Origin of the sequence: Amnibacterium soli (assembly GCF_039544415.1) — a bacterium.
GTDB classification, from domain to species: domain Bacteria; phylum Actinomycetota; class Actinomycetes; order Actinomycetales; family Microbacteriaceae; genus Amnibacterium; species Amnibacterium soli.
In genome coordinates, this window is sequence record NZ_BAABLP010000002.1 from 490,282 (window position 1) to 514,875 (window position 24,594).

Below are 24,594 nucleotides of genomic sequence, written 5' to 3' on the forward strand. Positions count from 1 at the left end.
TGCCCCCAGACCGGGGCGGTCAGCCGTGGCGGACGCGGCGGATGCGGATCGGCCCCTTCGCGGTCGAGGGGTCGACGACCTGCCCGCCCTGCGTGATCTCGACCTCGCCGGCGGCGACGAGCCGACGGGCCGCCCGCCGCACGGGCTCCATCAGGGGCCGCCAGTCCTCCGCGGCGGCGCGCGCGACGTCGGAGGGGCAGATGGTCGCGTTCCCGGCGCGCTGGGCGAGCATCCCGAGGATGTCGCGCTCGAGCGCCCGGTCCGCGTCGGTGAGGCCGGAGCGCCGGCAGGCGTCGCTGCAGTACCGCACGGCGTCCCAGTCGGCGGCCCACTTCGCGCGCCACTCGATGCGCCGTCCGCAGACGACGCACGTCTTCTCGGACGGCTCCTCCGTCACGGTCCGGTTGCGCCCCACGATCAGCCGCTGACGGGCTCCGTCGCGGCGGACAGCTGCTCGACGTCCTGCGGCGTCAGCCGCACCCGGCCGGCGGCGAGCAGGTCCGCGACCTGGTCGACGGTGCGCGCGCTGGCGATCGGCGCGGCGACGGTGCGCTGCGCGGCGAGCCAGGCGAGCGCGACCGCGGTGACGGACGTGCCGTGGTCGGCCGCGACGTCGTCGAGCGCGGCGAGCAGGTCGACGTTCCGCGGGTTCTCCAGGTACGCCCCGGCCTTGCCGGCCCGCACCGAGTCGTTCGTCGCGCCCGGCCGGTACTTGCCGGTGAGGAACCCGCTCGCGAGCGAGGAGTACGGGACCTCCGCGATCCCGAGCTCGTCGAGCGTCGGGACCAGGTCGATCTCCGCGGCCCGCTCGACGAGGCTCCACTCGTCCTGCGCGACCGTGAAGGGGGTGAGGCCCTCGGAGGCGGCGATCGCCGCGGCCGAGCGGAGGCGGTCGGCGGCGAAGTTGGAGGCGCCGATCTCGCGCACCTTGCCCGCCTGCACGAGGCGGTCGAAGGCGGCGAGCGCCTCCTCCTGCGGGGTCTCCTCGTCGTCGCGGTGCGCGAAGTAGAGGTCGATGCGGTCCGTCTGCAGGCGCCGCAGCGAGTCCTCCGCGGCGGCCTCGATGTTCGCCGCCGACAGGCCCTTGCGGGAGGCGAGGGAGCCGACCTTCGTGGCGATCACGACGTCGTCGCGGCGCTTCCGGGACGCGAGCCACTCGCCGATGATCGTCTCCGACTCCCCGCCCGAGTTCCCGGGGATCCACGCGACGTAGACGTCGGCGGTGTCGATGGACCGGCCGCCGCCGTCGACGAAGGCGTCGAGGACCCGGAAGCCCTCCTCGCGGTCCGCGGTCCAGCCGAACACGTTGCCGCCGAGCATCACGGGGCCGAAGTCGAGAGAGGTCACGGGTCCGATTCTGCTCAGCGGGCAGGATGGGATCTGTGAGTGTGTCGAGTGCGATCGAGATCGAGCGGAAGTACGCCGTGCCCGACGGGACGCCGCTGCCCGCGCTGCACGGCGTCGCCGACGTCGTCACGGCGGAGGTCCGCCCGGTCGCGCTGCTCGAGGCCGTCTACCTCGACACCGAGGACCGCACCCTGCTCGCCGCCGGCATCGTGCTGCGCCGCCGCACCGGCGGTCACGACGCCGGGTGGCACATCAAGCTGCGCGGGCCGATCGGCCGCACCGAGCTGCACGCGCCGATCGACGAGCAGCAGCCCGACCGGGTGCCGGACGCCTTCGAGGCGGCGCTCCGCTCCCGGCTGCGCGGCCGCGGGGTCGCGCCGCTCGCCCGGATCCGCACCGAGCGCACCGCGACCGTCGTGACCGACTCGGCGGGCGGCGCGGTCGAGGTGGTCGACGACGTGGTGTCCGCGACCGACGTCGCGGCGGGCGTGCAGCGCACCTGGCGGGAGTGGGAGGCCGAGCAGGCCGACGACTGCGCCGCGTGCCGCGCCCTGCTCGAGCGCGTCCACGAGGTGCTGACCGCCGCCGGCGCGACCCCCTCCGACAGCCCCGCGAAGATCGCGCAGGCGCTCGGCCTGGTCGGCGTCGAGCGCCCCGCCCGGCCGTCGGACACCGCGGGCGCGGTGCTCGCCGCGCGGATCGCCGAGCACGTCGAACGGCTGCACGGCGGTCTGCAGACGCTGGTGCTCGACGGCGACGACGCGGCCGGCGCGGCCGTGCACGGGCTGCGGAAGACGATCCGCCGCATCCGGTCGCTGCTCGCGCTCGAGCCCGTCGCGGGCCCGGCGGGCGCCGCGCTGCGCGAGCGGCTCGGCGAGGTCGGGCGCGTGCTCGGCGAGGCGCGGGACCCGCTGGTCGCCGCCGAGACGGCCGGGCGGCTGCTCGACGAGCTGCCCGAGGGCACCCCCGGCGTGGACGCGGCCCGCGCGCTGCTCGTCGAGGAGCCCGTCCACCTGCTGCGCGGGCGCACCGCCGCGCTCGCCGCCCGCCTCGGCGAGCAGGACGTGCTGGCCGTGCTCGCGGACCTGGAGGCCTTCGCGCCCGACGGGGGGCGTGCGGGCGACGCCCCGGAGGCGCTCGCGGACCTGGTCGCGCCCGAGCTGCGCCGCGCCCGGCGCCGCGGTCGCCGCAGCATCGGCCACGGCCTCGATGCGCTGCACGGCGCACGGAAGGCCGCGAAGCGCGCCCGCTTCGTGCTCGAGGAGCTGATGGCCGCCGGCGTCGTGCCGGCGAAGCGCAAGCGGCGGCTCGCGGCGCGTCACGCGGAGCAGGCGGCGGACGTGCTCGGCGACCACCGCGACCTCGAGCTGGTGCTCGACGCCCTGCCGGCCGCGTCGGAGCGGCTCACCGCGGCGGGCGGCAACGCCTACGCGCTCGGCCTCGCCGCGGAGCGGGGCCGAGCCCACCTCGCGGCCCTCCGCCGCGCCTCCGAGCGCGCCGTCCACCGCCTGGAGTGACCGCCCGCGCAGCCGATGCGCGCTCCGGTCCCAGTTGCGCGCGAGCGCTCGCGCGCATCTGGGACCCTGCCGCGCAACCGCACGGCTGCGGGCGCAGCGGAGGTGCGGCGCTGAGCGGCGGATGTCTCTGCTCGAGCGAGCACATCTGCCACCCGGGGGCCGCAGTTGCGCGCGCCGGGCGCAGTTGCGGCCGAGCGCTCGCGCGCAACTGGGACCGCGCCGCGCAACCGCGCAGTTGCGATCAGGAGGAGGCGCGCTGCCCGTTGCGGATGCCGGCGAACGAGACCGCTCCCCCGACCGCGAGCAGCACCGCGGCGACGACGGCGGTCCGCATGAACCCCGCCGTGCTGACCGCACCGCCGAGCACGAGGCCGGCGCAGGCGGTGGTGATGAGCCCCGCGACTCGGGAGACGGCGTTGTTGACGGCGGAGCCGATGCCGCTCTCCGCCTCCGGCACGGCCCCGAGCACGGCCGCGGTCAGCGGCGCGACCGTGATCGACAGCCCGAGCCCGACGACCACCGTGCCGGCCGCGACGACCACCGCCTGCCCGGTGCCGAGCCCGATCAGCAGCCACATCAGCGCACCCGCTGCCGCGATGAGCGGACCGGCCGTCATGAAGACCCGGGGCCCGATGCGGCCCGACAGCGCGCCGAAGCGGCCGGACAGCAGGATCAGCAGCACGGTCGCGGGCAGCCCGACGAGCGCCGCGGTGGTCGCCGGCAGCCGCAGCACCTGCTGCAGGTAGAGGCCCGGCACGAGGAAGCCGATGCCGAGGCCGCCGTAGACGAAGAAGGTCGCGAGGTTGCCGGCGCTGAAGTTCCGCGTCCGGAAGAGCGCCGGCGGCACGAGGGGGTGGGCCGCGCGGCGGTCGCGGGCGATGAAGCCCGCCAGGCCGACGAGCCCGGCGAGCAGCAGGGCGATCGCCCAGCCCCGGGGCAGCACGGCGTCGCGACCGCCGCCCACCTCGATCAGCCCGACCGTGAGCAGGCCGAGCCCGACCGCGGCGAGCGCCGCCGATGGCAGGTCGATGCGAGGAGCCGGCCCCTCCCTCGCCTCGTCCCGCACGCGGCCGAGCAGCAGCATCGAGGCCGCGGCGGGCACCAGCCCGATCACGAAGACGCTGCGCCAGCCGAGCCCGTCGACGAGCAGCCCGCCGAGCACGGGGCCGAAGAGGGAGGAGACGCTGGTCCACGCGGTCCAGGAGCCGATGGCCTTCGCCTGCGCCGGCCCCTCGAACACCGCGATGATCAGGCCGAGCGAGCCGGGCACGAGCAGCGCTCCGGCCACGCCCTGCAGCAGCCGAGCGGCGACCAGCACGCCGGCCGTCGGTGCGAGGGCGCAGAGCAGGCTCGTGGCGGCGAACGCGATGAGCGCGATGCGGAGCACCCGCAGGCGGCCGAAGGCGTCCGACACGGCGCCGGACAGCAGGATGAAGGCCGAGAGGGTCAGCAGGTAGCCGTCGACCACCCACTGCTGCGTGACGACGCCGCCGCCGAGGTCGCGGTCGATCGCGGGCAGCGCGATGTTCGTGATCGACCCGTCCAGGAACGAGACGAAGGACGCGAGCACCGCCGCGGCGAGCATGCGGCCCCGCACCCGCGGGTCGTGCAGACCGGTCGGCGTTCCCATGCGGTCAGTATCCCGGCCGAGGGGTGCTCGGAGGCGTTCCCCTCCCGGCCGTACACTGGCCGCCGTCCCGGCGCCGCCGGCCCTTCGAAGAGAGACGGATGACCGAGCAGGCTTCGACCCCCGCAGCGGATCCCGGCGCTCAGCGGCCGCAGGACTCCGGCGCCATCGACCTCACGGACTGGGCCGCCGGCAAGGAGGGGCTCCCCGACCAGCGGCAGGTGCCCGACGCGTGCCGTCCGGTCCGCCGGCAGCGCCGCCGCAGCCGCTTCAGCCGCTGGGCGCTCGAGGGCGCCGAGTCGGCCGGCACGCACCAGGGCCCGCACGGCCAGGCGGAGGCCGGCCGCACCCACTCGTGGCTGCGGGTCATGTGCCTGACCGGCGTCGACTACTTCTCGAGCCTCGGCTACCAGCCCGCCATCGCGGCGGTCGCCGCCGGGTTCATCTCCCCCGTCGCCACCCTCGTGCTGGTCGCCCTCACGCTGTTCGGCGCCCTGCCCGTGTACCGCCGCGTGGCCAGCGAGAGCTTCCGCGGCGAGGGCTCGATCGCCATGCTCGAGCGCCTGCTGCCCTGGTGGGCGGGCAAGCTCTTCGTGCTGGTGCTCCTCGGCTTCGCCGGCACGGCGTTCATCATCACGATCACCCTGTCCGCGGCCGACGCCGCGGCGCACGCGGTCGAGAACCCCCTGATGCCGGAGGCGCTGCACGGCGCGAACCTGCCGATCACGCTGCTGCTGATCGTGCTGCTCGGCGCCGTGTTCCTCCGCGGGTTCCAGGAGGCCATCGGCATCGCCGTCGTGCTCGTCGCCGTCTACCTGTCGCTGAACCTCGTGGTCATCGTCAACTCGTTCGTGCTGATCGCGGCGCACCCCGGCCTCGTCGGCGACTGGACCTCGGCGATGCTGCGGCAGGGCGGCGGCAGCCCGCTCGGCGTCGTCGCGGTGGCGCTCGTGGTCTTCCCGCAGCTCGCCCTCGGCCTGTCCGGCTTCGAGACCGGCGTCACCGTCATCCCGCAGGTCAGCGGCAAGGGCGACCGCCCCGGCGAGCGCCCCGTGCACCGGATCGCGGGCGCCAAGAAGCTGCTCACCACGGCGGCCGTCACGATGAGCGTGTTCCTCATCACCTCGAGCCTCGTCACGACGGTGCTGATCCCGCAGCGCGAGTTCCAGCCGGACGGCGAGGCGAACGGCCGCGCCCTCGCCTACCTGGCGCACGAGCACCTCGGGCCGGTGTTCGGCACCGCCTACGACGTGTCGACGATCGCGATCCTCTGGTTCGCGGGCGCCTCCGCGATGGCCGGCCTGCTGAACATCGTGCCGCGCTACCTCCCCCGGTACGGCATGGCGCCGACGTGGGCCCGCGCGATCCGGCCGCTCGTGATCGTGTTCACGCTGCTCGCGATCATCGTGACCTTCGTCTTCAAGGCCTCGGTCGACGGCCAGGGCGGCGCCTACGCCGCAGGCGTCCTCGTGCTCATCACCTCCGCCGCGGTCGCGGTCACCCTGTCCGCGCGGCGCAAGAAGCAGTGGAAGCGGACGGCGGGCTTCGGGCTCGTCGCGCTGATCCTCGCCTACACGCTCGTCGTCAACCTCGTCGAGCGGCCCGACGGCCTGCGCATCGCGCTGCTGTTCATCCTCGGCATCCTCATCGTCTCCCTCGCCTCCCGCGTCCGCCGGTCGTTCGAGATCCGCGCGACGAGCGTGACCTTCGACGACGCGGCGCTCGGCTTCCTGCGGGAGGCGGAGGACTTCGGCGAGATCCACCTGGTCGCCAACGAGCCCGGCGAGCGCAACGCCGCCGAGTACACGATCAAGGCGAAGGAGGAGCGGCGCGACAGCAACATCCCGGGCCGCGCCTCGATCATCTTCCTCGAGGTCGAGAAGACCGACTCCTCCGACTTCGAGGAGGACCTGGTCGTTCGCGGCATCGTCCGGCACGGGTTCCGGGTGCTCGAGGTCGCGAGCGGCAACGTGCCGAACACGATCGCGATCATCCTGCTGCAGATCCGCAACCTGACCGGGGTCGTGCCGCACGTCTACTTCGAGTGGACGGAGGGGAACCCCGTCTCGAACATGGTCCGCTTCCTCGTCTCGGGCGAGGGCGAGGTCGCACCGGTCACCCGGGAGGTGCTGCGCGAGACGGAGCCCGACGTGCGGCGCCGCCCCATGGTCCACGTCAGCTGACCCGCCGCTCGGAGCGTCTCCGCAGCGGAATCCGAGTGCGCTGACAGCCCGCCGTACGAGCCGCAACGCGATGAGGTCGTCGCGGTGCGGTGCGCCGACCCGTCCGAAGGACGGCGCCCCCGTCCCCTGAATCTCAGGTCGCTCCCCCGGTCGCGGCTGCTTGCATACCTCCGATGAGCATCACCGAGACCGACATCGAGGCGGGGCGCGGACTGACGGTCCGCGGTCGTGAAGGCCGTGCGATCGAGGAGGTCGCCCGCGACGTCTTCGGCTGGGACCCGCTGCGCCCCGGCATCCAGCGCGCGGTCGCCGACGTGCTGGACGGGCACGACGTGCTCGGCGTCATGCCGACCGGCTACGGCAAGTCCGCCGTCTACCAGCTCGCCGGCGCGCTGCTGCCAGGCACCACCGTCGTGGTGTCGCCCCTCATCGCGCTGCAGGCCGATCAGCTGCAGAACCTCGCCGACCGGGACGGTGCGCCGACCGCCGGCCTCGTGAACTCCTCCCAGTCGCGCGCGAAGACCGAGGAGGTCTGGGAGCGGCTCGCCGACGGATCGCTCGGGTACCTCTTCATCGCGCCGGAGCAGTTCGCGAACGACGACGTCGTCGAGCGGCTCGCCGCGGCGACGATCTCGCTCTTCACGGTCGACGAGGCGCACTGCGTCTCGAGCTGGGGCCACGACTTCCGGCCCGACTACCTCCGCCTCGGCGAGGTCGCCGAGCGGCTCGGGCGCCCGCCGATCCTCGCCCTCACCGCGACCGGGTCCCGGCCCGTGCGGGAGGAGGTCGTCCAGCGGCTGGGCATGACCGACGCGCACGTGCTGACCCACGGCTTCGACCGGCCGAACATCCACCTCGCGGTGCGGCGCCACGAGGACGACCACGGCAAGCGCGCCGCGGTGCTCGACGACGTCGAGTCGCTCAAGAAGCCCGGACTGCTCTACGTCGCGACGCGCAAGGACACCGAGGTCTACGCGGAGGCGCTCCGCGAGCGCGGCGTCCGCGCCGAGGCGTACCACGCGGGCCTGTCGGCGAAGCGCCGCCGCGAGATGCACGCGGCCTTCCACGAGGGCGAGTACGACGTCGTGGTGGCCACCAGCGCCTTCGGCATGGGCATCGACAAGCCCGACATCCGGTTCGTCGTCCACGCCGCGATCCCCGAGTCGCTCGACGCCTACTACCAGGAGCTCGGCAGGGCCGGCCGCGACGGCGAGCCCGCCGCCGCGAAGCTGCACTACCGGGAGGAGGACCTCGGCCTCCGCAAGTTCTTCGCCTCCACGGCGCCGAAGCGGGGCGACCTGCGCCGCTTCCACGCCGCCGCGCAGGAGCACGCGCCGCTCGCCGACGTCGCCGAGGCGATGGAGGTGAGCGTGCGCCGTGCGACGACGCTCGCGAACCTGCTCGCCGACGCGGGCGCCGCGGAGCTCGACGGCCGGGACGTGCGGCTGCTCGAGCCGGACGCCGACCGCGCCGCCGAGCAGGCGCTCGAGGCCGCCGAGTCGCGCAGGCGGATCGACGAGTCGCGGCTCGCGATGATGCGCGAGTACGCCGAGACCCGCGGCTGCCGCCGCCAGGCCGTGCTCCGCTACTTCGGCGACGAGTCCGCGGGGCCGTGCGGCAACTGCGACACCTGCGAGGACGGCTCCGCCTACCGGGTCGCCGACGAGCACGACGCGGCCGACGGCGAGGACGTGCCGTTCCCGCTCGACTCGACCGTGCGGCACACGGAGTGGGGCGACGGCCGGGTGATGAGCGTCGAGGAGGACCGGATCACGGTGTTCTTCGAGTCGGAGGGCTACCGCACGCTGTCGCTGCAGGCGGTCGTCGACCACGACCTGCTGGTTCGCACCGACCCCTCAGACGCTGCGGCATAGCGTGCCGGACATGAGCGACATCACTGACGACGAGGCCGCCGACATCGGCGCGGCCGACCCCATCACCGGCGTCGCGGCCGGCGGCGACGACCTCGCCCGCGACACCGTCCTCCCGGACAGCGGGGTCGAGGACGGCGACGACGAGGCGGAGGAGGACGGCGGCGAGTCCGCCGACTACGCCCGCGGCGACTGGGCGACGATCCAGGCGGAGTCGAACTCCACCGTGACGAACGACGCCGTCGCCGGCGAGACGGTCTACGCGGGCGAGGGCGACGGCAACGACGGCCCGACCGGCGGCGCGCCCGCCGAGACGCGGCCCGACGAGCCCGACAACGGCATCGACCCCGACTCGATCGACCTGGAGGACGAGCGATGAGCGACCCGACCGCGGACCTGTCGAACCTGACCGGCATGCTGCCGAACGGCGCCTTCGGCGCGACGCCGGACGAGCCGAGCACCGGCGAGGGCGAGGACACCCCCGTCGAGGACATCCAGCGCGAGGGCGAGCCCGACGACTGACGGGCGTCAGCCCTTCCGGCGGAGGCGGACCGGCCGCACCGGCGGCGGGGCCGCCTTCGCCGCGTCACGCCGGTAGGACCGCTTCATCGCCGTCTCGATCGAGTCGAAGTCGCCGAGGACCGCGTTGATCACGCTCTCCTCGTAGCGACCCTCCCGACGGGCCTCCAGCACGGCCTGCCGCTCGCTGTCGAGCATGAGCAGCCGCAGCCGGGCGTACTGGTCTGGCATCCGGGTCATGCCCTGCTCGTCGGTGGTCCCGATCGCCACCCGGTACCGCGCGCTGTTGCGCAGGCCGGACACGAGCTCCTCCGGGTCCTCGTCCGTGCGCTCCTGCTCCAACCGGTCGATCGCGGCGGTCTGCGCCTCCGCGATGAGGGTGCGGATCTGCATCCGGTCCTGCTCCGGGTTCGGCAGCGGCAGGCGCAGCAGCCGCACGAGCGGGCCGGTGCCGAGGCCCTGGAGCAGGCTCAGGACCACGATCACGAACGCCGCGAGCTGCAGGAAGCCGAAGGCGGGCGTGCGCTCCGGCAGCAGGAACACCGCGGCGAGCGTGACCACGCCGCGGACGCCCGCGAACGAGATGACGAAGGCCGTCCTCCAGTCCCAGCGGCGCTCCCGCAGCCGCTCGGGACCGAACCGGTAGAGCGCCGTCGCGGCGAGCACCCACGCGAAGCGGGCGACGACCATGGCGACGTAGATGCCGGCGATGATCAGCGCGCCCTCGAGGAAGCCGATGTCGGTCTCCGCGGCCGCGGCGACGATGCCCGGCAGCTGCAGCCCGATCAGCAGGAAGACGGCGTTCTCGAGCAGGAACGACACGGTGCGCCAGTTGATGCGCTCCGCGATGCGCGACTCGGCGGACTGGAAGGACGGCGCCCGGTAGCCGAGCCAGATCCCCGCGAGCACGACCGCCAGGAAGCCGGACCCGTGGATCTGCGCGGCGGGGAGGTAGGTCACGTACGGCGTGGCCAGGGAGATCGACGTGTCGAGCACCGGCGCCTTGAGCCGGCGGCGCACCCGCACGATCACCCACGTGATCACGACGCCCGCGCCGATGCCGCCGAGCACGGCGAGCCCGAAGTCGCCGAACGCGTTCCCGAACCCGCTCCCGGGGTGCGAGATCGCGGCGATCGCCGTGTTCAGGGCGACGAGGGCGGTCGCGTCGTTGAGCAGCCCCTCCCCCTCCAGCAGCGAGCCGAGCCGGCGCGGCAGCCGGCCGGAGCCGGCCAGGGCGCCGACGCTGACCGCGTCGGTGGGGGCCAGGATCGCCCCGAAGGCGAGCCCCGCGGCGATCGTCATGCCCGGCACGGCGGTGCCGACGAGCCATGCGGTCGCGAAGCCGATCACCACCACCGAGAACAGCACGAGCCCGACCGAGAGCGTGAGGATCGAGTCGCCGCGGGTCCGCACCTCGAGGAACGAGGTCTGCAGGGCGGCCGCGAAGAGCAGGGCGGGCAGCACCCCGACGAGCACGACCTCCGGGTCGAGGCGCACCTCCGGCGTGAACGGGAGGAAGGCCGCGCCCACGCCGACCGCGACGAGCACGAGCGGGGCCGACCAGCCGACCCGGCGCGCGAGACCGGTGACCGCGACCACGAGCAGCAGGCCGCCGACGGTCCAGGCGACCGCAACCGGGAAGGCCGAGGCCGTTTCCTCCACGCGCCAACCCTACGGGGAGCCCTGCGCTGCCCCGACGCGGGTCGAGGAGGCGCTGCGCGGCCCCCTCAGGCGGGCCGCTCCTCCACGGAGTCGCCGCGCGGGGCGGGGGCGCGACCGGCGCTCGCGCGCTCCGCGTACTCGGCGATCGTCATCCCGTAGCGGGCCTTGAACGCGCGGGTCAGCTGGTCGCGGGCGCCGAACCCGCTCTGCTCGGCGAGCGCGCCGATGCGGGGGAAGCGGCGGTCGCGCTGCAGCTGCGCCGCCACGACGTCGAGGCGGCGCTCGCGGATGTGGCGGGCGACGGACGCGCCGTCGAGGTTGAACACCGCGTGCACCCACCGGAGGCTGATGCCGAAGGCGGTGGCAATGGTCTGCGGGCTGAGGTCCGGGTCGTCGAGGTGCCGCTCGATGTGCTCGAGGATCTGCCCGCGCAGGTCCTGCTCGGTCGTCTCCGGCACCGAGTCCTCGAGCGTCGCGACCGCCAGGGCGCGCACGGCCCGCGCGGCCGGGGAGGCCGCTCCGCCGCCCGACGGGTCGAGCACCTCCTCCACCAGCGAGGTGAGGCCGGCGGTGACGCGGGTCGCGGGCACCTCCCCGACGGTCCGCGACGTCGCGGCCCGCACGCCCTGCGGCAGGAACGCGCTCGGCACCGTCACCCGCAGCAGCCGGGACGGCTCGGGCACGGCGAAGCGCACCGGCTCCGCCGAGGACAGGACGTGCATCGAGCGGTTGCGGCCCTCGACCGTGCGGCCGCCGGACCAGTAGCGGATCGTCCCCTCCAGCACCGCGACCAGGAACACGCTCGCGCCGTCGCGGCGCGGCGGCTGCGCACCGGAGATCGGGGACGTCGTCCACTCGCCCGCCTGCACCCCGTCGACGACGACGCTGCGCCAGCGCGAGCGGAACCGGAGCGGGTCCGGCACGGCGAAGCGTCCTGCGGCGGAGAAGCGCTCGAAGCCGCCCGCTCCGTTCCACTCCAGGAACGGCACGCTCTGCTCGGTGCTGGTCCGCACGATCGGCCTCCCCTGGTCCCCGCGGTGCCCCTCCAGGGTGTTGGAGCGGGGCCTCGATTGCCAGAGGAAATGGTGTGTGGCAGGAAAAGTGCAGCCGGAGGCGCCCTCTCCGTGCACGACGGCATCGGAGGCGGGGCCCGATCGCGCACGGAGGGCCGCGAGTCGCACTTGCCCGTACTCGAACTCATGTTCGATACTGCAGGCATGCCCGCTGCAGCCAGATCGGAGACGGTCGCGGCCCTGCAGGCCAGGATCGCATCGATGCAGGCCCGCACGCTCGGCGCGCGCACGATGCCGACGAACGAGGCGGTCGCGCCGCTGCTGCCCGGGGGCGCGCTGCGCTCCGGCGTCGCCTACGCGGCGCCCGGGTCCCTCGCGCTCGCGATGCTGCTGCTCGCCGGCCCCTCCGCGGCGGGGGCCTGGTGCGGCGTCGTCGGCATCCCGGAGTTCGGAGCGGAGGCGGCCGCCGAACTCGGGATCGCGCTCGACCGGCTGGTGCTCGTGCCCGCGCCCGCCGAGCACTGGCTCTCGGTCACCGCGCAGCTGGCGGAGGTGCTGCCCGTCGTGCTCGTACGGCCGCCCGCCGCCGGCGCCTCCCCCGGCGAGGTCTCGCGCCTCGCCTCCCGCCTCCGGCAGCGCGACGCGACGCTGCTCGTCGCCGGCCGGTGGTCGGGTGCGGAGGCGACGCTCGAGGTCACCGGCGGCAGCTGGTCGGGCATCGGCGCCGGGTGGGGCTACCTGTCGGCGCGCGAGCTCGACGTCGTCGTCACCGCCAGGGAGGTCCGGTCCCGGCACCGCCTGCGCATCGAGACCGGCTTCCGGCTGGGCGCACCCCTGCCCGCGGCCGCGCCGCAGCCCGCACCGCGTCTGGTGGCGGTGTGACCGAGCGCTGCATCGTCGTCTGGTGCCCCGACTGGCCCGTTCGGGCCGCGGCGGCCGAGGCGGACGTCGACCCGGCGGCGCCGCTCGCCCTCGTCGAGCACGGGCTCGTGCACGCCTGCTCCGCCGCCGCGCGGGCGGCCGGGGTGCAGCGCGGGCTGAAGGTGCGCGAGGCCCAGTCGCGGTGCGCGTCCCTCGTCGTGCTGCCGCTCGTGCCCGCGGTGGACGCCCGCCGGTTCGAGCCGGTGCTCGCCGCTCTCGAGACCGGCATCCCGACCGTGCAGGTGGTGCGGCCCGGGCTCGTCGTGATCCGCGCCGCCGGGCCGGCGCGGTTCTTCGGCGGGGAGGAGGCCGCGGCCGGCGAGGCGCTGAACCTGCTCGCCGAGGCCGGGGTGCCCGACGCCCGGGCGGGGATCGCCGACGGCCCGTTCACCGCGGAGCAGGCGGCGCGCTCGGCGCACCCGATCCGGATCGTGCCGCCGGACCAGGGCGCCGCGTTCCTCGCCCCCCTCCCGGTCTCGCTGCTCGGGATGCCGCAGCTCGCCGGGCTGCTCGCCCGGCTCGGGGTGCGCACGCTCGGCGCGCTCGCCGCGCTGCCCGAGGACTCGGTGCGCGACCGCTTCGGGCCCGAGGGCGCCGCCGCGCACCGCGTCGCCGCGGGCCTCGACCCCCGGCGCATGGTCGCGCGGGTCGTGCCGGCCGACCGCGACGCCCGGCAGGCGTTCGAGCCGCCGCTCGAGCGCATCGACCAGATCGCGTTCGCGCTGAAGCGCACCGCGGAGGCGTTCCTCGCCGCGCTGGCGGCGGACCTGCTCGTCTGCACGGCCCTCACCGTCGAGCTGACCGCCGACGACGGCGGGCACCACCGCCGCACCTGGCTGCACCCCCGCTCCTTCACCCCGCTCGACGTGATCGACCGGGTGCGCTGGCAGCTCGAGGCCGCGGAGCTCGGCGCGGCGGTCGTCGAGGTGACGCTGCACCCGGAGGCGGTCGACGAGGCCGCGCACCACGAGCAGGGCCTCTGGGGCGGCGGACCGGGCGAGCGGATCCACCACGCGCTGTCGAGGGTGCAGAGCCTGCTCGGGCACGAGGCGGTGCTCACCCCGACCCTCGCGGGCGGGCGGCTGTCCGCCGACCGGACCGTGCTGGCGCCGTGGGGCGAGCAGCGCCCCGCGCTGCGCTCCCCCGACGCGCCGTGGCCCGGCCGCCTGCCCGGGTTCGTGCCGACCGCGGTGCTCGGCGACCGGCCCCGCGTCGTCGTGCAGGACCCGGCGGGCCGCGACGTCGTGATCGACGACCGGGACGTGATCAGCGGACCGCCCGCGACGTTCGTGACACCCGGTCGCCTCGGCACCCGCGTGGAGGCGTGGGCCGGTCCCTGGCCACTCGAGGAGCGGTGGTGGGACGCGGCGAGCGCCATGCGCCTCCACCGCATGCAGGTGACGTGCGCCGACGGCTCCGCCTGGCTGCTCGCCCACGACGCGTCGGGCTGGTGGGCCGAGGCCCGCTACGACTGAGAACGCCTTCTGCTCACGCTTCGTGCCGCGCGACGAGCGCAGCAGCGGCACGAAGCGTGAGCGAGGTCAGCCGGCGACGGCCGCCGCGGTGCGCAGGTCGCGGACCAGGGCCGCGTAGGCCTCGTCGTAGCCGGGGTCGCGCTGCATGCGGAGCACCGCGGAGGGGTGCGCGGTGAGCAGCGCCTTCGCGCTCGAGTCGGGGATGGCGCCCTCGAGCACGGTGCCGCGCTCGGCGCCGATCTTCACGGGCCGCCCGAACAGCGCGCGGCCCGCGGTCGCGCCGAGCGCGACGACGATGCCGGGCGTCAGCACCTCCAGCTCCGCGTGCAGCCACGGGTGGCAGGCGACGATGTGCTGCACCTCGGGCGTCTTGTGGATCCGGCGGGTGCCGCGCGGCTCGAACCGGAAGTGCTTCACCGCGTTCGTGCGGTAGACGGTCGCCGGGTCGATGCCCGCCTCCTTCACCGCCTGCACGAGCAGCGTGCCGGCGGGGCCGACGAACGGCGTGCCGCGCTGGTCCTCCTGATCGCCCGGCTGCTCGCCCACGAGCACCATCGACGCGGAGGGCGGCCCGGCGGAGAACACGACCTGCGTCGCCGGCTCCCACAGCTCGCAGCCGTGGCAGCGCGTCGCCGCCTCGCGCAGCAGGTCGATTCCGGCGCCCTGGGGCACCCACTGCTCGGCGCCGGGGCGCTCCTCGTCGGGCATGCGCGCACGGTAGCGGCAGGGCCTGCGAGGAGCGGCCAGGGTCGGCGCGCAGCATGGCGGGCATGGAGCTGCAGGACGCGGTGGTGCTGGTGACGGGTGCGTCGAGCGGGATCGGTGCGGCGACCGCGCGCGCCGCCGCCGACGCGGGGGCGAAGGTCGTGCTGACGGCCAGGCGGGCGGACCGGATCCAGGCCCTCGCAGCCGACCTGCCCGACGCGCTCGCGGTGCAGACGGACGTGACGCACGAGGGCGACCTGGAGAACGCGGTCGAGCAGGCGCTCGCGCGGTACGGCCGGGTCGACGCGCTGATCAACAACGCGGGGCAGGGGCTGCACGTTTCCGTCGAGCGGATCCGGCTGGAGGACTTCCGCGCGGTGCTCGAGCTCAACGTCGTCGCCGCCCTCGCCGCGATGCAGGCCGTGATCCCGCCGATGCGGCGGCAGGGCGCGGGCGCGATCGTCAACGTCAGCAGCGGCACGACGCTGCACCTCATGCCGGGCGTCGGCGGCTACGCGGCGACGAAGGCGGCGCTGAACACGCTCTCCTCCATCGCCCGCCTCGAGCTGGCGGACGCCGGCATCGTCGTCTCGACCGTGTTCCCGCGGATCACCGACACCGACTTCCACGACGTGCTGCGCGCGGGCTCCCTGCGAGCGGATGCGCCGAAGGGCCACTCGCCCGAGCAGGTCGCCGCCGTGATCCTCGACCTCGTGCGCAGCGGTGAGGAGCGCGCGGTCCTCCCCGCCCCCTGACCCCAGCACTTCGCTCACGCTTCTTGCCGCGTCGAAGGGGTTCCGGCGGCACGAAGCGTGAGCAGAGGCTCGGCGTGGTGTTGCGCCGCTCGAACAGGTGTTCGAGAATGAGCGCATGGGCTACAGCAACCCGCCGATCTCCTGGTCGGAGTTCGAGCGGCGGCTCAGCGACTCGCGGCGCCCCGGCGGGCCGCCCGAGGGCGCGGACGGCGGCGACTCCCCCGCCTGGTCGCTGAAGCGGCACCCCTACCGGCCGGGCACCGCGCGCCGCGAGCGCGACCCCGACGCGGTGCCGTACGCGGAGCTGCACGCGCACTCGAACTTCAGCTTCCTCGACGGCGCCTCCGGCCCGGAGGAGCTGCTGGAGGAGGCGAGCCGGCTCGGCCTCCACTCCCTCGCCCTCACCGACCACGACGGCTTCTACGGCTCGGTCCGGATGGCGGAGGCCGCCGAGCAGCACGACGTGCACACCGTCTTCGGCGCCGAGCTGTCGCTGGGCCTCGGCGCCCCGCAGCAGGGCGTGCCCGACCCGGAGGGCTCGCACCTGCTGCTGCTCGCGCGCGGCGCGGCCGGGTACCACGCGATGTCGGGCCTGATCACGGAGGCGCAGCTCGCGGCGGGCGCGGAGAAGGGCCGTCCCGAGTACGACGAGACCGCGATCGCCGAGCGCCTCGCCGGGCGGGTGATCGCGCTGACGGGCTGCCGCAAGGGCCGGGTGCGGCAGGCGCTCGTCACCCCCTCAGGCCTCGACGCCGACGCGGCGGGGCGGGAGCTCGACCGCCTCGTCGACGTGTTCGGCCGCGACGGCGTCGTCGTCGAGCTGTTCGACACCGGCGCCCCGCTCGACGGCCCCGCGAACGACGCCCTGTTCGCGCTCGCGCAGGCCCGCCGCCTCCGTGCGGTCGCGACGTCGAACGCGCACGTCGCCGCGCCCGAGCGGCGGCGCCTCGCGACGGCCCTGGCAGCCGTGCGCGCCCGCCGCAGCCTCGACGAGATGGACGGCTGGCTGCCCGCCTCCGTCAGCGCGCTGCGCAGCGGCGCGGAGCAGCGCGCCCGCTTCGCCCGATACCCGGGCGCCGTCGAGACGACGGTGGAGGTCGCCGACGAGACCCGGTTCGCGCTGCGCAGCCTGAAGCCCGGCCTGCCGAAGCTGCCCGTGCCGGAGGGGCACACGCCGATGTCGTGGCTGCGGAAGCTCGTGCACGACGCGATCCCGGTGAAGTACCCGAAGGCGACCGCGGCGCACCTCGCCCGGATCGAGCGGGAGCTCGCCGTGATCGAGGAGAAGGACTTCCCCGGCTACTTCCTCATCGTGCACGGCATCGTCGACTTCGCCCGCTCGAAGGGCATCCTCTGCCAGGGCCGCGGCTCGGCCGCGAACTCCGCCGTCTGCTACCTGCTGTCGATCACCGCGATCGACTCGATCTTCTTCGACCTGCCGTTCGAGCGCTTCCTCTCCGCCCTCCGCGACGAGGAGCCCGACATCGACGTCGACTTCGACTCGGACCGGCGGGAGGAGGTGATCCAGCACGTCTACGAGGTCTACGGGCGGCGGAACGCGGCCCAGGTCGCGAACGTGATCACCTACCGCCCGAAGAACGCGGTGCGCGACATGGCGAAGGCGCTCGGCGCCTCCCCGGGCCAGCAGGACGCGTGGAGCCGCCAGGTGGAGCGGTGGGGCGCGGTCACCTCCTCCCAGGACCACGACATCCCCGGCGCCGTCGTCGACCTGGCGGAGCAGCTGCTGAAGGCGCCGCGGCACCTCGGCATCCACTCCGGCGGCATGGTGCTCACCGACCGGCCCGTCGGCGAGGTGGTGCCGATCGAGCACGCCCGCATGGAGAAGCGGACCGTGCTGCAGTGGGACAAGGACGACTGCGCCTACATGGGGCTCGTGAAGTTCGACCTGCTCGGCCTCGGCATGCTCGCGGCGCTGCAGTACGCCTTCGACCTCGCCGCCGAGCACACCGGCGAGCGGTGGACGCTCGAGACGATCCCGAAGGAGGAGCAGGGCGTCTACGACCAGCTCTGCCGCGCGGACTCGATCGGGGTGTTCCAGGTGGAGTCGCGGGCGCAGATGGGGCTGCTGCCCCGGTTCCGGCCGCGACGGTTCTACGACCTCGCCATCGAGGTCGCGCTGATCCGGCCCGGCCCCATCCAGGGCGGCGCCGTGCACCCGATCGTGCGGCGGCGGAACGGCGACGAGCCGGTCAGCTACCTCCACCCGCTGCTCGAGCCGGTGCTCGCCCGCACGCTCGGGGTGCCGATCTTCCAGGAGCAGCTGATGCAGATCGCGATGGCGGTCGGCGGCTGCTCGGGCGAGGACGCGGACCTGCTGCGCCGCGCGATGGGCAGCAAGCGCGGCATCGAGAAGATCGAGTCGCTGAAGGGGAAGCTCTACGCCGGCATGGCCGGCAACGGCATCACCGGGGACACGGCCGACGAGATCTACACGAAGATCCAGGCGTTCGCGAGCTTCGGCTTCGCGGAGAGCCACTCCCTGTCGTTCGCGCTGCTCGTCTACGCCTCCACGTGGATGCGGCTGCACTACCCCGGCGTCTTCCTCGCCTCCCTGCTGCGGGCGCAGCCGATGGGGTTCTACTCCCCCGCCTCCCTCACCGCCGACGCGCGGCGGCACGGCGTCGTCGTGCGGCGGCCGGACATCAACCGCTCCCTCGCCGACGCGGGGATGGAGGCGATCGAGGGCGCCGTCGCGGGCGGCCGGGACGCGTGCCTCGACCCCGAGCAGCCGCCCGTGCCCATGGAGTCCGACCCGACCGTGCACGACGCGGAGCACCGGCGCGACGGGGCGCTCGCGGTGCGGCTCGGGCTCGCCGGGATCTCGGGCATCGGGGCGCGGCTCGCGCAGCGCATCGTCGCGGAGCGCCTCGCGCACGGCGACTACCGCGACCAGCGCGACCTCGCCCGCCGCGTCGGGCTGGCGACCGCGCAGCTCGAGGCGCTGTCGACCGCGGGCGCCTTCGAGGGCTTCGGGCTGAGCGTGCGAGAGGCGCTGTGGGCCGCGGGCGCCGCCGCGGAGGAGCGGCCGGACACCCTGCCGCACACCTCCATCGTCGTGCAGCCGCCGCTGCTGCCCGAGACGACGGGCATGGACCGGGTCGCCGCGGACCTGTGGGCGACGGGCATCTCGCCCGACGACCACCCCATGGCGCACGTGCGGGTCGACCTCACGAAGCGCGGGGTGCTGACGGGCGCGGCGCTGCGGCAGGCGGAGTCGGGCCGGCGCGTCGAGATCCGCGGGGTCGTCACCCACCGGCAGCGGCCGGCGACCGCCTCCGGGATCACGTTCCTGAACATCGAGGACGAGACCGGGATGATGAACGTGATCGCCTCGGTCGGCGTCTGGCAGCGCTACCGCCGCGTGGCCCGGGAGGCGCCGGCGATGATCGTGCGCGGCATCCTCGAGCGCTCCCCCGAGGGCGTCATCAACATCGTCGCCGACCGTTTCGAGCAGCTCCACATCGGCGCGAAGCACGCGAGCCGCGACTTCCGCTGAGTTCATGGCCTTCGATCCGCGAGCGGATCGAAGTCTGTGCCGCAGCACAGCGCTGACCGCGCTGCGCCTCACGGCGACAGGTGGCCGGGCGGGCGGCGGCGGCGGGAGAATCAAGTGTGAGCATGATCCGAGGGGCGACGGCCGACGACGCGGAGGCGCTGGGGCGGATGCACTACGCCTCCTGGCGGGAGGCGTACGGGCCGCTGCTGCCGGACGGGTTCTTCTCGGCGGAGGGCGAGGCGCGCCGCGTCGAGCAGTGGCGGCGGATCCTCGCGACCCCCTCCGCGGACTCGACGCTGCGGATCGCCGTGCGCGACGGCGCGGTCGTCGGCTTCGCCACCGCCGGCCCCGGCCGGCCGAACGAGACCGCGGGCCCGCCCGTGCGGGACCGCGAGCTCTGGGCCCTCTACGTGCGCGCGAGCGAGTACGGCACCGGGCTGGCGCACGAGCTGCTCGCCGCGGTGCTGCCGGACGACGTGCCCGCCGAGCTCTGGGTGTTCGAGGCGAACCCGCGCGCTCGCGCCTTCTACGCGAAGCACGGGTTCGCCCCGGACGGCGCCCGCCACGTCTTCGGCCCCGAGTGGGGCGACCAGGCGGAGGTCCGCCTGGTCCGCTAGACCCTTCGTCCCGCAGGCGCAGGACGCCTGCGGGACGAGGAGGTCAACCGGCGACCGCGTCGAGCTCGGCGACCGCGTCGGCCGGCAGCTCGAGGGCGGCGCCCGCCACGTTCTCCCGCAGGTGCGCGACCGAGGACGTGCCCGAGATCAGCAGCAGGTTCGGCGAGCGCTGCAGCAGCCACGCCTGCGCGACCTGCATCGGGGTGGCGCCGAGTCGCTCGGCGACCGCGTCGAGGGCGCCGGACTGGAGGGGGCTGAAGCCGCCGAGGGGGAAGTACGGCACGTACGCGATGTCCGCCTCCGCGAGCCGCCGGATCAGGTCGTCGTCCTCGCGGTTCGCGACGTTGTAGAAGTTCTGGACCGTGACGATCTGCGTGATCGACCGCGCCTCCGCGACCTGCTGGGCGTCCACCGTGCTGACGCCCACGTGGCGGACGAGGCCCTGCTGCTGCAGCTCGGCGACCGCCTCCACCTCCGGCGCGATCGAGCCGGGCACCGCGGAGTGCGCGTCGTCGCCGCCGCCGACCCGGACGTTCACGACGTCGAGCACGTCGACGCCGAGGGTGCGGAGGTTGTCGTGCACCTGCGCCTGCAGGTCGTCGGGCTCCCGCCTCGGGATCCACTCGCCCTTCGCGCCGCGGCGGGACCCGACCTTCGTGACGATCACGAGGTCGTCGGGATAGGGCGAGAGCGCCTCGCGGATCAGCTCGTTCGAGACGTGCGGGCCGTAGAAGTCGGCGGTGTCGATGTGCCGGATGCCGAGCTCGACGGCCGTGCGCAGCACCTCGAGCGCCGCGTCGCGGTCCTTCGGCGGGCCGAAGACGCCCCTGCCGGGCAGCTGCATCGCACCGAAGCCGACGCGCGGCACCTCGAGGTCGCCGAGCCGGTAGGTGCCGCCGGGAAGTCCTGTCGTGGTCATGCGACCACCATGCGCTTCCCCGCCTGGGACAGGGAGCGCCCCGTCGAGCCTGGGACTCGCGGGACCAGGACGCGGCCCCGTCGCGGACCGTACGGTGGCGGCATGCCGGTCGACACCGCCCTGGGCGAGTACCTGCGGGCCCGTCGCGCGCTGGTGCGCCCGGAGGACGTCGGCGTCGTCGTCACCGGCGTGCGACGCACCCCGGGGCTGCGGCGGGAGGAGGTCGCGACGCTCGCGGGCATCAGCGCGGACTACTACCTGCGGCTCGAGCAGGGCCGCGACCGCAATCCGAGCACGCAGGTGCTCGACGCCCTCGCCCGGGTGCTGCGCCTCGATGCCTCCGCCGTCGACTACCTCCACGGGCTCGCAGCCGGCGCCCCGTCCCGTCCGCGGCCGACCAGGGACGCGGTGCCGACCGGCACCGCGCAGCTGCTCGCCGCGCTCGACCTGCCCGCCTTCGTGGAGAGCAGGCGCTTCGACGTGCTGGCGGCGAACCCCCTCGCCACGGCCCTGTCGCCGTCCATCGTCGCGGGCGCGAACCGCCTCCGGTCGGTGCTGCTCGACCCGGCTGAGCGGGCGCTGCTCCCGGACTGGGAATGGGCGGTCGGCGGCATGATCGCGTCGTTCCGCACCTCCGTCGGCCCCGCGCGTCCGGATCCCGGGACCGCGCGCCTCATCGACGAGCTGTCGGCCGGGAGCGAGGTCTTCCGCGCGCACTGGTCGCGGCACGACGTGCAGCCGCTCGAGGGCGGCGGCTTCACCATGGAGCACCCCGTCGTCGGCCGGCTCGACCTGCGCCGGGAGAAGCTCGGCGTCGGCGGCACCGACGGCCAGGTGCTCGTGATCTACCACTCCGATCCCGGCACGCGGACGGCCGAGCGGCTCGCGCTGCTCGGCTCCCTGGCGGTCCGGGATCAGATGCCGGCGGCGTTGAAGAGCAGCCCCAGCACGTAGGTCACGGCCGCGGCGCCGAAGCCGATCAGCAGCTGCCGCAGGGCGCGAAGCAGCATCGGCGCACCGGACAGCAGCCCGACGACCGCGCCGGAGGCGAGCAGCGCGAGCCCGACGAGCCCCGCGGCGAGCACGACCGCGAGCGCCCCGGAGGCGCCGAAGAGGTACGGCAGGATCGGCACGAGCGCACCGGAGGCGAAGAAGGCGAAGCTCGACAGCGCCACGCCCATCGGGGTCCCGACCGTCTCGACGTCCACGTCGTTCGCGGGCAGGCGCGGCGCGACCCGCTCGCGCAGCACCTCCGTCGCGGCCCGGTCCGCCTCATCCGGCGTCATCCCGCGGGCGCGGAACACGAGCGCGACCTCGTTCTCGTCGAAGTCGATGCGCGTCAGGGCGTCGGCCGACTGGGCGGAGGGGGTGGAGGCGGCGAGCAGCTCGCGCTGCGACGACACCGACACGTACTCCCCGGCGCCCATCGACAGCGCGCCCGCGAGCAGCCCCGCGACGCCCGTGACGAGCACGAGGCCCCGGTCCGCGCCGGCCGCGCCGACGCCGAGCACGAGCGCGAGGTTGCTCACGAGGCCGTCGTTCGCGCCGAAGACCGCGGCGCGGAAGGTGCCGGAGATGCGGGAGCGGCCGCGCATCGCGAGGGAGCGCACGACCTCCTCGTGGATCCGCTCGTCCGCGGCCATCTGCGGCGTCGCGTCGGCGTCGGCCTCGTACGGCGAGCGCGCCTCGGCCCGCTGCAGCAGCGCGAGCACGAACACCGAGCCGAAGCGGCGCGCCAGCAGGCCGAAGAAGCGGGTGCGGAGGCTGACGGGCGTCGGCCGCTCCCCCGCCTCGCCGAGCAGGTCGAGCCAGTGCTGCTCGTGCCGGCCCTCCGCCTCCGCGAGCTCGAGCAGGATGTCGCGGTCGGGCCCGGTGCGGCGGGAGGCGAGGTCGCGGTAGACCGCGGCCTCCGCGCGCTCGTCGGCCAGGTAGCCGCGCCAGCGGCGCACCTGCTCGCGGTCGGCGGCCATCAGTCCTCCTCGTCCGTGCCGATGAGCGCGGACAGCGGCGAGACCAGCCGGACGTGGAAGAAGCGGCGCGGGTTCTGCAGCACCGCGGGCACCGGCAGCGACCGCCGCTCGAGGTTGCCCTCGAACCGGGCGCTCACGGCGGTGTAGTCCCGGTCGTCGACAGTAGCGGGCGCGGCCTGCCCCGTGACGCGGGCGAGGTGCAGCAGCTCCGGCTGCTCGTCCGTCAGCACGCCGAGCACGGCCCCGGGCACGAGCTCGTCCTCGAACGCGCGCAGCTGCTGCCGCCACGCGGGGGTGACCTTGCCGCGCGGGTCGACCATGGGCAGCCCGATCAGCTCGTAGGTGCGCCAGGGCTCGAGCTCGTCCTGCCGCAGCACCCAGAGCCCGTGCTCGGACGTCGGCTCGGGCACCGCCTCCGGCTCGGGCCAGAAGTACTCGAGCCCCTCCTCGGTGCCGGGGAACAGCGAGCGGTAGAACTCCGGCTCCTTCGCGACGAGCTTCGAGCGGTGGCTCTCGTGCACCCGCTCGTCGCCGACCCACGACGGCAGCAGGCCCTGCTCGGCCAGCCAGGACTGCGGGCGCCCCTCGACCTCCGGGGCGAACTCGAGCATCTGGTCCGCGACGGAGTCCGCGAAGCCGCGCTCCGTCCACGCCCGCGTCATCGCGAGGCCGTACGCCGTGAGCGCGGGCACGTGGTTCCGCCACATGCCGACGGCGGGGTGCCGCTGCCAGCCGTAGGTGGGTACGACGAGGGCCCGCAGGATCTGCAGCGTCTCGACGCGCTGCTTGCCGAGGCGCGGGCTGTCGAGCACCCGGGCGCTCTCGTCGAACGACGGGAACGGCAGGAAGGTCTGCATCGGCTCGACCCTACGGGCGCAGCCCGAGCGGCCGCTCGGGAGGGCACCTCGTCGGATCGCGGAGCACGTCAGCAGGACGGGACGACGTCAGCGGGACGGAACCGCTCGGATCGTCCTGCCGACGGCGGATCGTCCTGCCGTCGTGCTCCGGAGGGAGGCGGGTCAGGCGCCCTCGGCGCGGCCCCGGCGCCAGTAGCCCATGAACGCGACGGACCGGCGGTCGACGCCGAGCTCCGCGACGAGCATGCGGCGCAGCGCCTTGATGACGCCCGCCTCCCCGGCCAGCCAGGCGTAGAAGGGGCCGTCGGTCTGCGGGATCGCGCCGTCGCCCGGCACCTCCCACAGCATCCCGGCGTCGACGTCGACGTCCTCCGGCTCGGCGCCCCGGTGCGCGTCGATCAGGCGCTGCGCGGCGACCCGCACGGCGGGGGCGAGCAGGGTGCCGCACTCGGCGCCGTCGCGGGCGAGCACCCGGACGTCGATGCCGGGCCGGGCGGGCAGGGCGGCGCCGTCGGCGGCCCGCGGCAGCTCGACGAGCACCGTGCCGCGCACGTGCTCGGGCAGGTCCTCGAGGATGCGCGTGATCGCGGGCAGCGCCGTCTCGTCGCCGGCGATGAGCACACGGTCGCTCGAGGCGGGGAGGCGGAAGTCGATGCCGCCGCCGGAGCGCGCGCAGCCGGCGTTCGGGCCGCACAGCGCGATCTCGTCGCCCTCGCGGCAGTCCGTGGCGAAGCGGCCGGCGGGGCCGCAGGGCTCGTGCACGACGAGGTCGACGTCGACCTCGCGCGCGGCGGCGCGCACCGCCCGCGTCGTGTAGGTGCGGATGACGGGCCGCCGCTCCTCGGGCAGCGTGCGCCACGCGCCGTACCAGTCGTCGACGAACACGCCGTCGTCGATGGAGCCGTCGGCCGCGGGCAGGATCAGCTTGATGCGCTGGTCCAGCCCCGGGTCCGCGAAGCGGTCGAGCGTGGGTCCGGTGAAGGTGATGCGCACGAAGCCGTCGGACAGCCGACGCCTGCGGGCGACGCGCACGCGGTGCAGCAGGAAGGGGGCGTCGGTCGACTGGGCCTCGGTCCGGACCGGCGGCGCCTCGAGCTGCGTCATGAGGGAAGGCTAGCC

At 74.9% G+C, this 24,594-nt stretch carries 21 protein-coding genes; 11 read left to right on the forward strand and 10 right to left on the reverse strand.

The features are described 5' to 3' along the window. Window positions 1-19: 19 nt before the first annotated feature. Window positions 20-415, reverse strand: coding sequence for a DUF3253 domain-containing protein (locus ABEA53_RS06320; RefSeq protein ID WP_345480190.1), 396 nt, complete (start codon window positions 413-415; stop codon window positions 20-22). A gap of 2 nt (window positions 416-417) precedes the next feature. Continuing rightward, window positions 418-1,347: an aldo/keto reductase gene (locus tag ABEA53_RS06325; RefSeq protein WP_345480191.1), complete on the reverse strand. Its 930-nt coding sequence runs from the start codon at window positions 1,345-1,347 to the stop codon at window positions 418-420. A gap of 35 nt (window positions 1,348-1,382) precedes the next feature. Here ABEA53_RS06325 and ABEA53_RS06330 point away from each other — a divergent pair, with 35 nt between their 5' ends. Beyond that, on the forward strand, window positions 1,383-2,864 hold the full coding sequence (locus ABEA53_RS06330) for a CYTH and CHAD domain-containing protein (RefSeq protein ID WP_345480192.1): 1,482 nt from the start codon (window positions 1,383-1,385) through the stop codon (window positions 2,862-2,864). A 241-nt stretch (window positions 2,865-3,105) separates the two neighbouring features. Here the strand turns inward: ABEA53_RS06330 and ABEA53_RS06335 are convergent, their stop codons facing one another. Further along, entirely contained in the window at window positions 3,106-4,494 is a 1,389-nt protein-coding gene (locus tag ABEA53_RS06335; protein ID WP_345480193.1) for an MFS transporter, read from the reverse strand. Window positions 4,495-4,592: 98 nt separating this feature from the next. On the opposite strand from ABEA53_RS06335, the gene ABEA53_RS06340 reads away from it, so the two are divergent. From ABEA53_RS06340 to ABEA53_RS06355, 4 genes are all read left to right on the forward strand, one after another. Further along, window positions 4,593-6,674: an APC family permease gene (locus ABEA53_RS06340; protein WP_345480194.1), complete on the forward strand. Its 2,082-nt coding sequence runs from the start codon at window positions 4,593-4,595 to the stop codon at window positions 6,672-6,674. 173 nt (window positions 6,675-6,847) lie between these two features. Further along, entirely contained in the window at window positions 6,848-8,548 is a 1,701-nt protein-coding gene (locus tag ABEA53_RS06345; protein WP_345480195.1) for a RecQ family ATP-dependent DNA helicase, read from the forward strand. 10 nt (window positions 8,549-8,558) lie between these two features. After that, a complete protein-coding gene (locus ABEA53_RS06350) occupies window positions 8,559-8,924 on the forward strand; it encodes a hypothetical protein (protein WP_345480196.1) in 366 nt (121 codons plus the stop codon). Further along, window positions 8,921-9,067, forward strand: coding sequence for a hypothetical protein (locus ABEA53_RS06355; protein WP_345480198.1), 147 nt, complete (start codon window positions 8,921-8,923; stop codon window positions 9,065-9,067). Before ABEA53_RS06350 ends, ABEA53_RS06355 begins: the two co-directional genes overlap by 4 nt. Window positions 9,068-9,073: 6 nt before the next feature. On the opposite strand, the gene ABEA53_RS06360 is transcribed toward ABEA53_RS06355, so the two are convergent. Together ABEA53_RS06360 and ABEA53_RS06365 are read right to left on the reverse strand one after the other, a co-directional pair. Then, entirely contained in the window at window positions 9,074-10,726 is a 1,653-nt protein-coding gene (locus ABEA53_RS06360; RefSeq protein WP_345480199.1) for a Na+/H+ antiporter, read from the reverse strand. Between the two features lie 65 nt (window positions 10,727-10,791). Further along, a complete protein-coding gene (locus ABEA53_RS06365) occupies window positions 10,792-11,739 on the reverse strand; it encodes a helix-turn-helix domain-containing protein (protein ID WP_345480201.1) in 948 nt (315 codons plus the stop codon). 261 nt (window positions 11,740-12,000) lie between these two features. Between ABEA53_RS06365 and ABEA53_RS06370 the strand changes: the two genes are divergently transcribed. Both ABEA53_RS06370 and ABEA53_RS06375 read left to right on the forward strand, forming a co-directional pair. Then, entirely contained in the window at window positions 12,001-12,621 is a 621-nt protein-coding gene (locus tag ABEA53_RS06370) for a hypothetical protein (protein WP_345480202.1), read from the forward strand. Beyond that, entirely contained in the window at window positions 12,618-14,135 is a 1,518-nt protein-coding gene (locus ABEA53_RS06375) for a DNA polymerase Y family protein (protein WP_345480204.1), read from the forward strand. The genes ABEA53_RS06370 and ABEA53_RS06375 overlap by 4 nt, the downstream gene beginning before the upstream one ends. Window positions 14,136-14,201: 66 nt before the next feature. On the opposite strand, the gene ABEA53_RS06380 is transcribed toward ABEA53_RS06375, so the two are convergent. Beyond that, window positions 14,202-14,843: a UdgX family uracil-DNA binding protein gene (locus tag ABEA53_RS06380; protein WP_345480206.1), complete on the reverse strand. Its 642-nt coding sequence runs from the start codon at window positions 14,841-14,843 to the stop codon at window positions 14,202-14,204. A gap of 62 nt (window positions 14,844-14,905) precedes the next feature. Between ABEA53_RS06380 and ABEA53_RS06385 the strand changes: the two genes are divergently transcribed. The 3 genes from ABEA53_RS06385 (at window position 14,906) to ABEA53_RS06395 (ending at window position 19,729) form a co-directional block, all read left to right on the forward strand. Continuing rightward, window positions 14,906-15,595: an SDR family NAD(P)-dependent oxidoreductase gene (locus ABEA53_RS06385; RefSeq protein ID WP_345480208.1), complete on the forward strand. Its 690-nt coding sequence runs from the start codon at window positions 14,906-14,908 to the stop codon at window positions 15,593-15,595. 115 nt (window positions 15,596-15,710) lie between these two features. Beyond that, on the forward strand, window positions 15,711-19,112 hold the full coding sequence (locus ABEA53_RS06390; RefSeq protein WP_345480209.1) for an error-prone DNA polymerase: 3,402 nt from the start codon (window positions 15,711-15,713) through the stop codon (window positions 19,110-19,112). Between the two features lie 122 nt (window positions 19,113-19,234). Further along, on the forward strand, window positions 19,235-19,729 hold the full coding sequence (locus ABEA53_RS06395; RefSeq protein WP_345480581.1) for a GNAT family N-acetyltransferase: 495 nt from the start codon (window positions 19,235-19,237) through the stop codon (window positions 19,727-19,729). Between the two features lie 43 nt (window positions 19,730-19,772). On the opposite strand, the gene ABEA53_RS06400 is transcribed toward ABEA53_RS06395, so the two are convergent. Then, complete coding sequence (locus ABEA53_RS06400; protein WP_345480210.1) at window positions 19,773-20,648, reverse strand: oxidoreductase; 876 nt, start codon at window positions 20,646-20,648, stop codon at window positions 19,773-19,775. 102 nt (window positions 20,649-20,750) lie between these two features. On the opposite strand from ABEA53_RS06400, the gene ABEA53_RS06405 reads away from it, so the two are divergent. Beyond that, window positions 20,751-21,602, forward strand: a complete 852-nt coding sequence (locus tag ABEA53_RS06405; protein WP_345480211.1) for a helix-turn-helix domain-containing protein — start codon at window positions 20,751-20,753, stop codon at window positions 21,600-21,602. Here the strand turns inward: ABEA53_RS06405 and ABEA53_RS06410 are convergent. The 3 genes from ABEA53_RS06410 to ABEA53_RS06420 form a co-directional block, all read right to left on the reverse strand. Further along, window positions 21,563-22,618, reverse strand: a complete 1,056-nt coding sequence (locus tag ABEA53_RS06410) for a VIT1/CCC1 transporter family protein (RefSeq protein ID WP_345480212.1) — start codon at window positions 22,616-22,618, stop codon at window positions 21,563-21,565. The genes ABEA53_RS06405 and ABEA53_RS06410 overlap by 40 nt on opposite strands. Continuing rightward, window positions 22,618-23,475 carry an MSMEG_6728 family protein gene (locus tag ABEA53_RS06415; protein WP_345480213.1) on the reverse strand — a complete coding sequence of 286 codons (858 nt, stop codon included), beginning with the start codon at window positions 23,473-23,475 and terminating at the stop codon, window positions 22,618-22,620. The genes ABEA53_RS06410 and ABEA53_RS06415 overlap by 1 nt, the downstream gene beginning before the upstream one ends. 162 nt (window positions 23,476-23,637) lie before the next feature. After that, on the reverse strand, window positions 23,638-24,579 hold the full coding sequence (locus tag ABEA53_RS06420) for a siderophore-interacting protein (protein WP_345480214.1): 942 nt from the start codon (window positions 24,577-24,579) through the stop codon (window positions 23,638-23,640). Window positions 24,580-24,594 lie beyond the last annotated feature (15 nt).

Coding starts and splice junctions, on each gene's coding strand:
- ABEA53_RS06390 (WP_345480209.1), top strand. CDS start 15,711: ATGGGCTACAGCAACCCGCCGATCTCCTGGTCGGAGTTCGAGCGGCGG.
- ABEA53_RS06385 (WP_345480208.1), top strand. CDS start 14,906: ATGGAGCTGCAGGACGCGGTGGTGCTGGTGACGGGTGCGTCGAGCGGG.
- ABEA53_RS06340 (WP_345480194.1), top strand. CDS start 4,593: ATGACCGAGCAGGCTTCGACCCCCGCAGCGGATCCCGGCGCTCAGCGG.
- ABEA53_RS06405 (WP_345480211.1), top strand. CDS start 20,751: ATGCCGGTCGACACCGCCCTGGGCGAGTACCTGCGGGCCCGTCGCGCG.
- ABEA53_RS06355 (WP_345480198.1), top strand. CDS start 8,921: ATGAGCGACCCGACCGCGGACCTGTCGAACCTGACCGGCATGCTGCCG.
- ABEA53_RS06335 (WP_345480193.1), bottom strand. CDS start 4,494: ATGGGAACGCCGACCGGTCTGCACGACCCGCGGGTGCGGGGCCGCATG.
- ABEA53_RS06410 (WP_345480212.1), bottom strand. CDS start 22,618: ATGGCCGCCGACCGCGAGCAGGTGCGCCGCTGGCGCGGCTACCTGGCC.
- ABEA53_RS06420 (WP_345480214.1), bottom strand. CDS start 24,579: ATGACGCAGCTCGAGGCGCCGCCGGTCCGGACCGAGGCCCAGTCGACC.
- ABEA53_RS06345 (WP_345480195.1), top strand. CDS start 6,848: ATGAGCATCACCGAGACCGACATCGAGGCGGGGCGCGGACTGACGGTC.
- ABEA53_RS06415 (WP_345480213.1), bottom strand. CDS start 23,475: ATGCAGACCTTCCTGCCGTTCCCGTCGTTCGACGAGAGCGCCCGGGTG.
- ABEA53_RS06380 (WP_345480206.1), bottom strand. CDS start 14,843: ATGCCCGACGAGGAGCGCCCCGGCGCCGAGCAGTGGGTGCCCCAGGGC.
- ABEA53_RS06370 (WP_345480202.1), top strand. CDS start 12,001: ATGCAGGCCCGCACGCTCGGCGCGCGCACGATGCCGACGAACGAGGCG.
- ABEA53_RS06350 (WP_345480196.1), top strand. CDS start 8,559: ATGAGCGACATCACTGACGACGAGGCCGCCGACATCGGCGCGGCCGAC.
- ABEA53_RS06400 (WP_345480210.1), bottom strand. CDS start 20,648: ATGACCACGACAGGACTTCCCGGCGGCACCTACCGGCTCGGCGACCTC.
- ABEA53_RS06395 (WP_345480581.1), top strand. CDS start 19,235: ATGATCCGAGGGGCGACGGCCGACGACGCGGAGGCGCTGGGGCGGATG.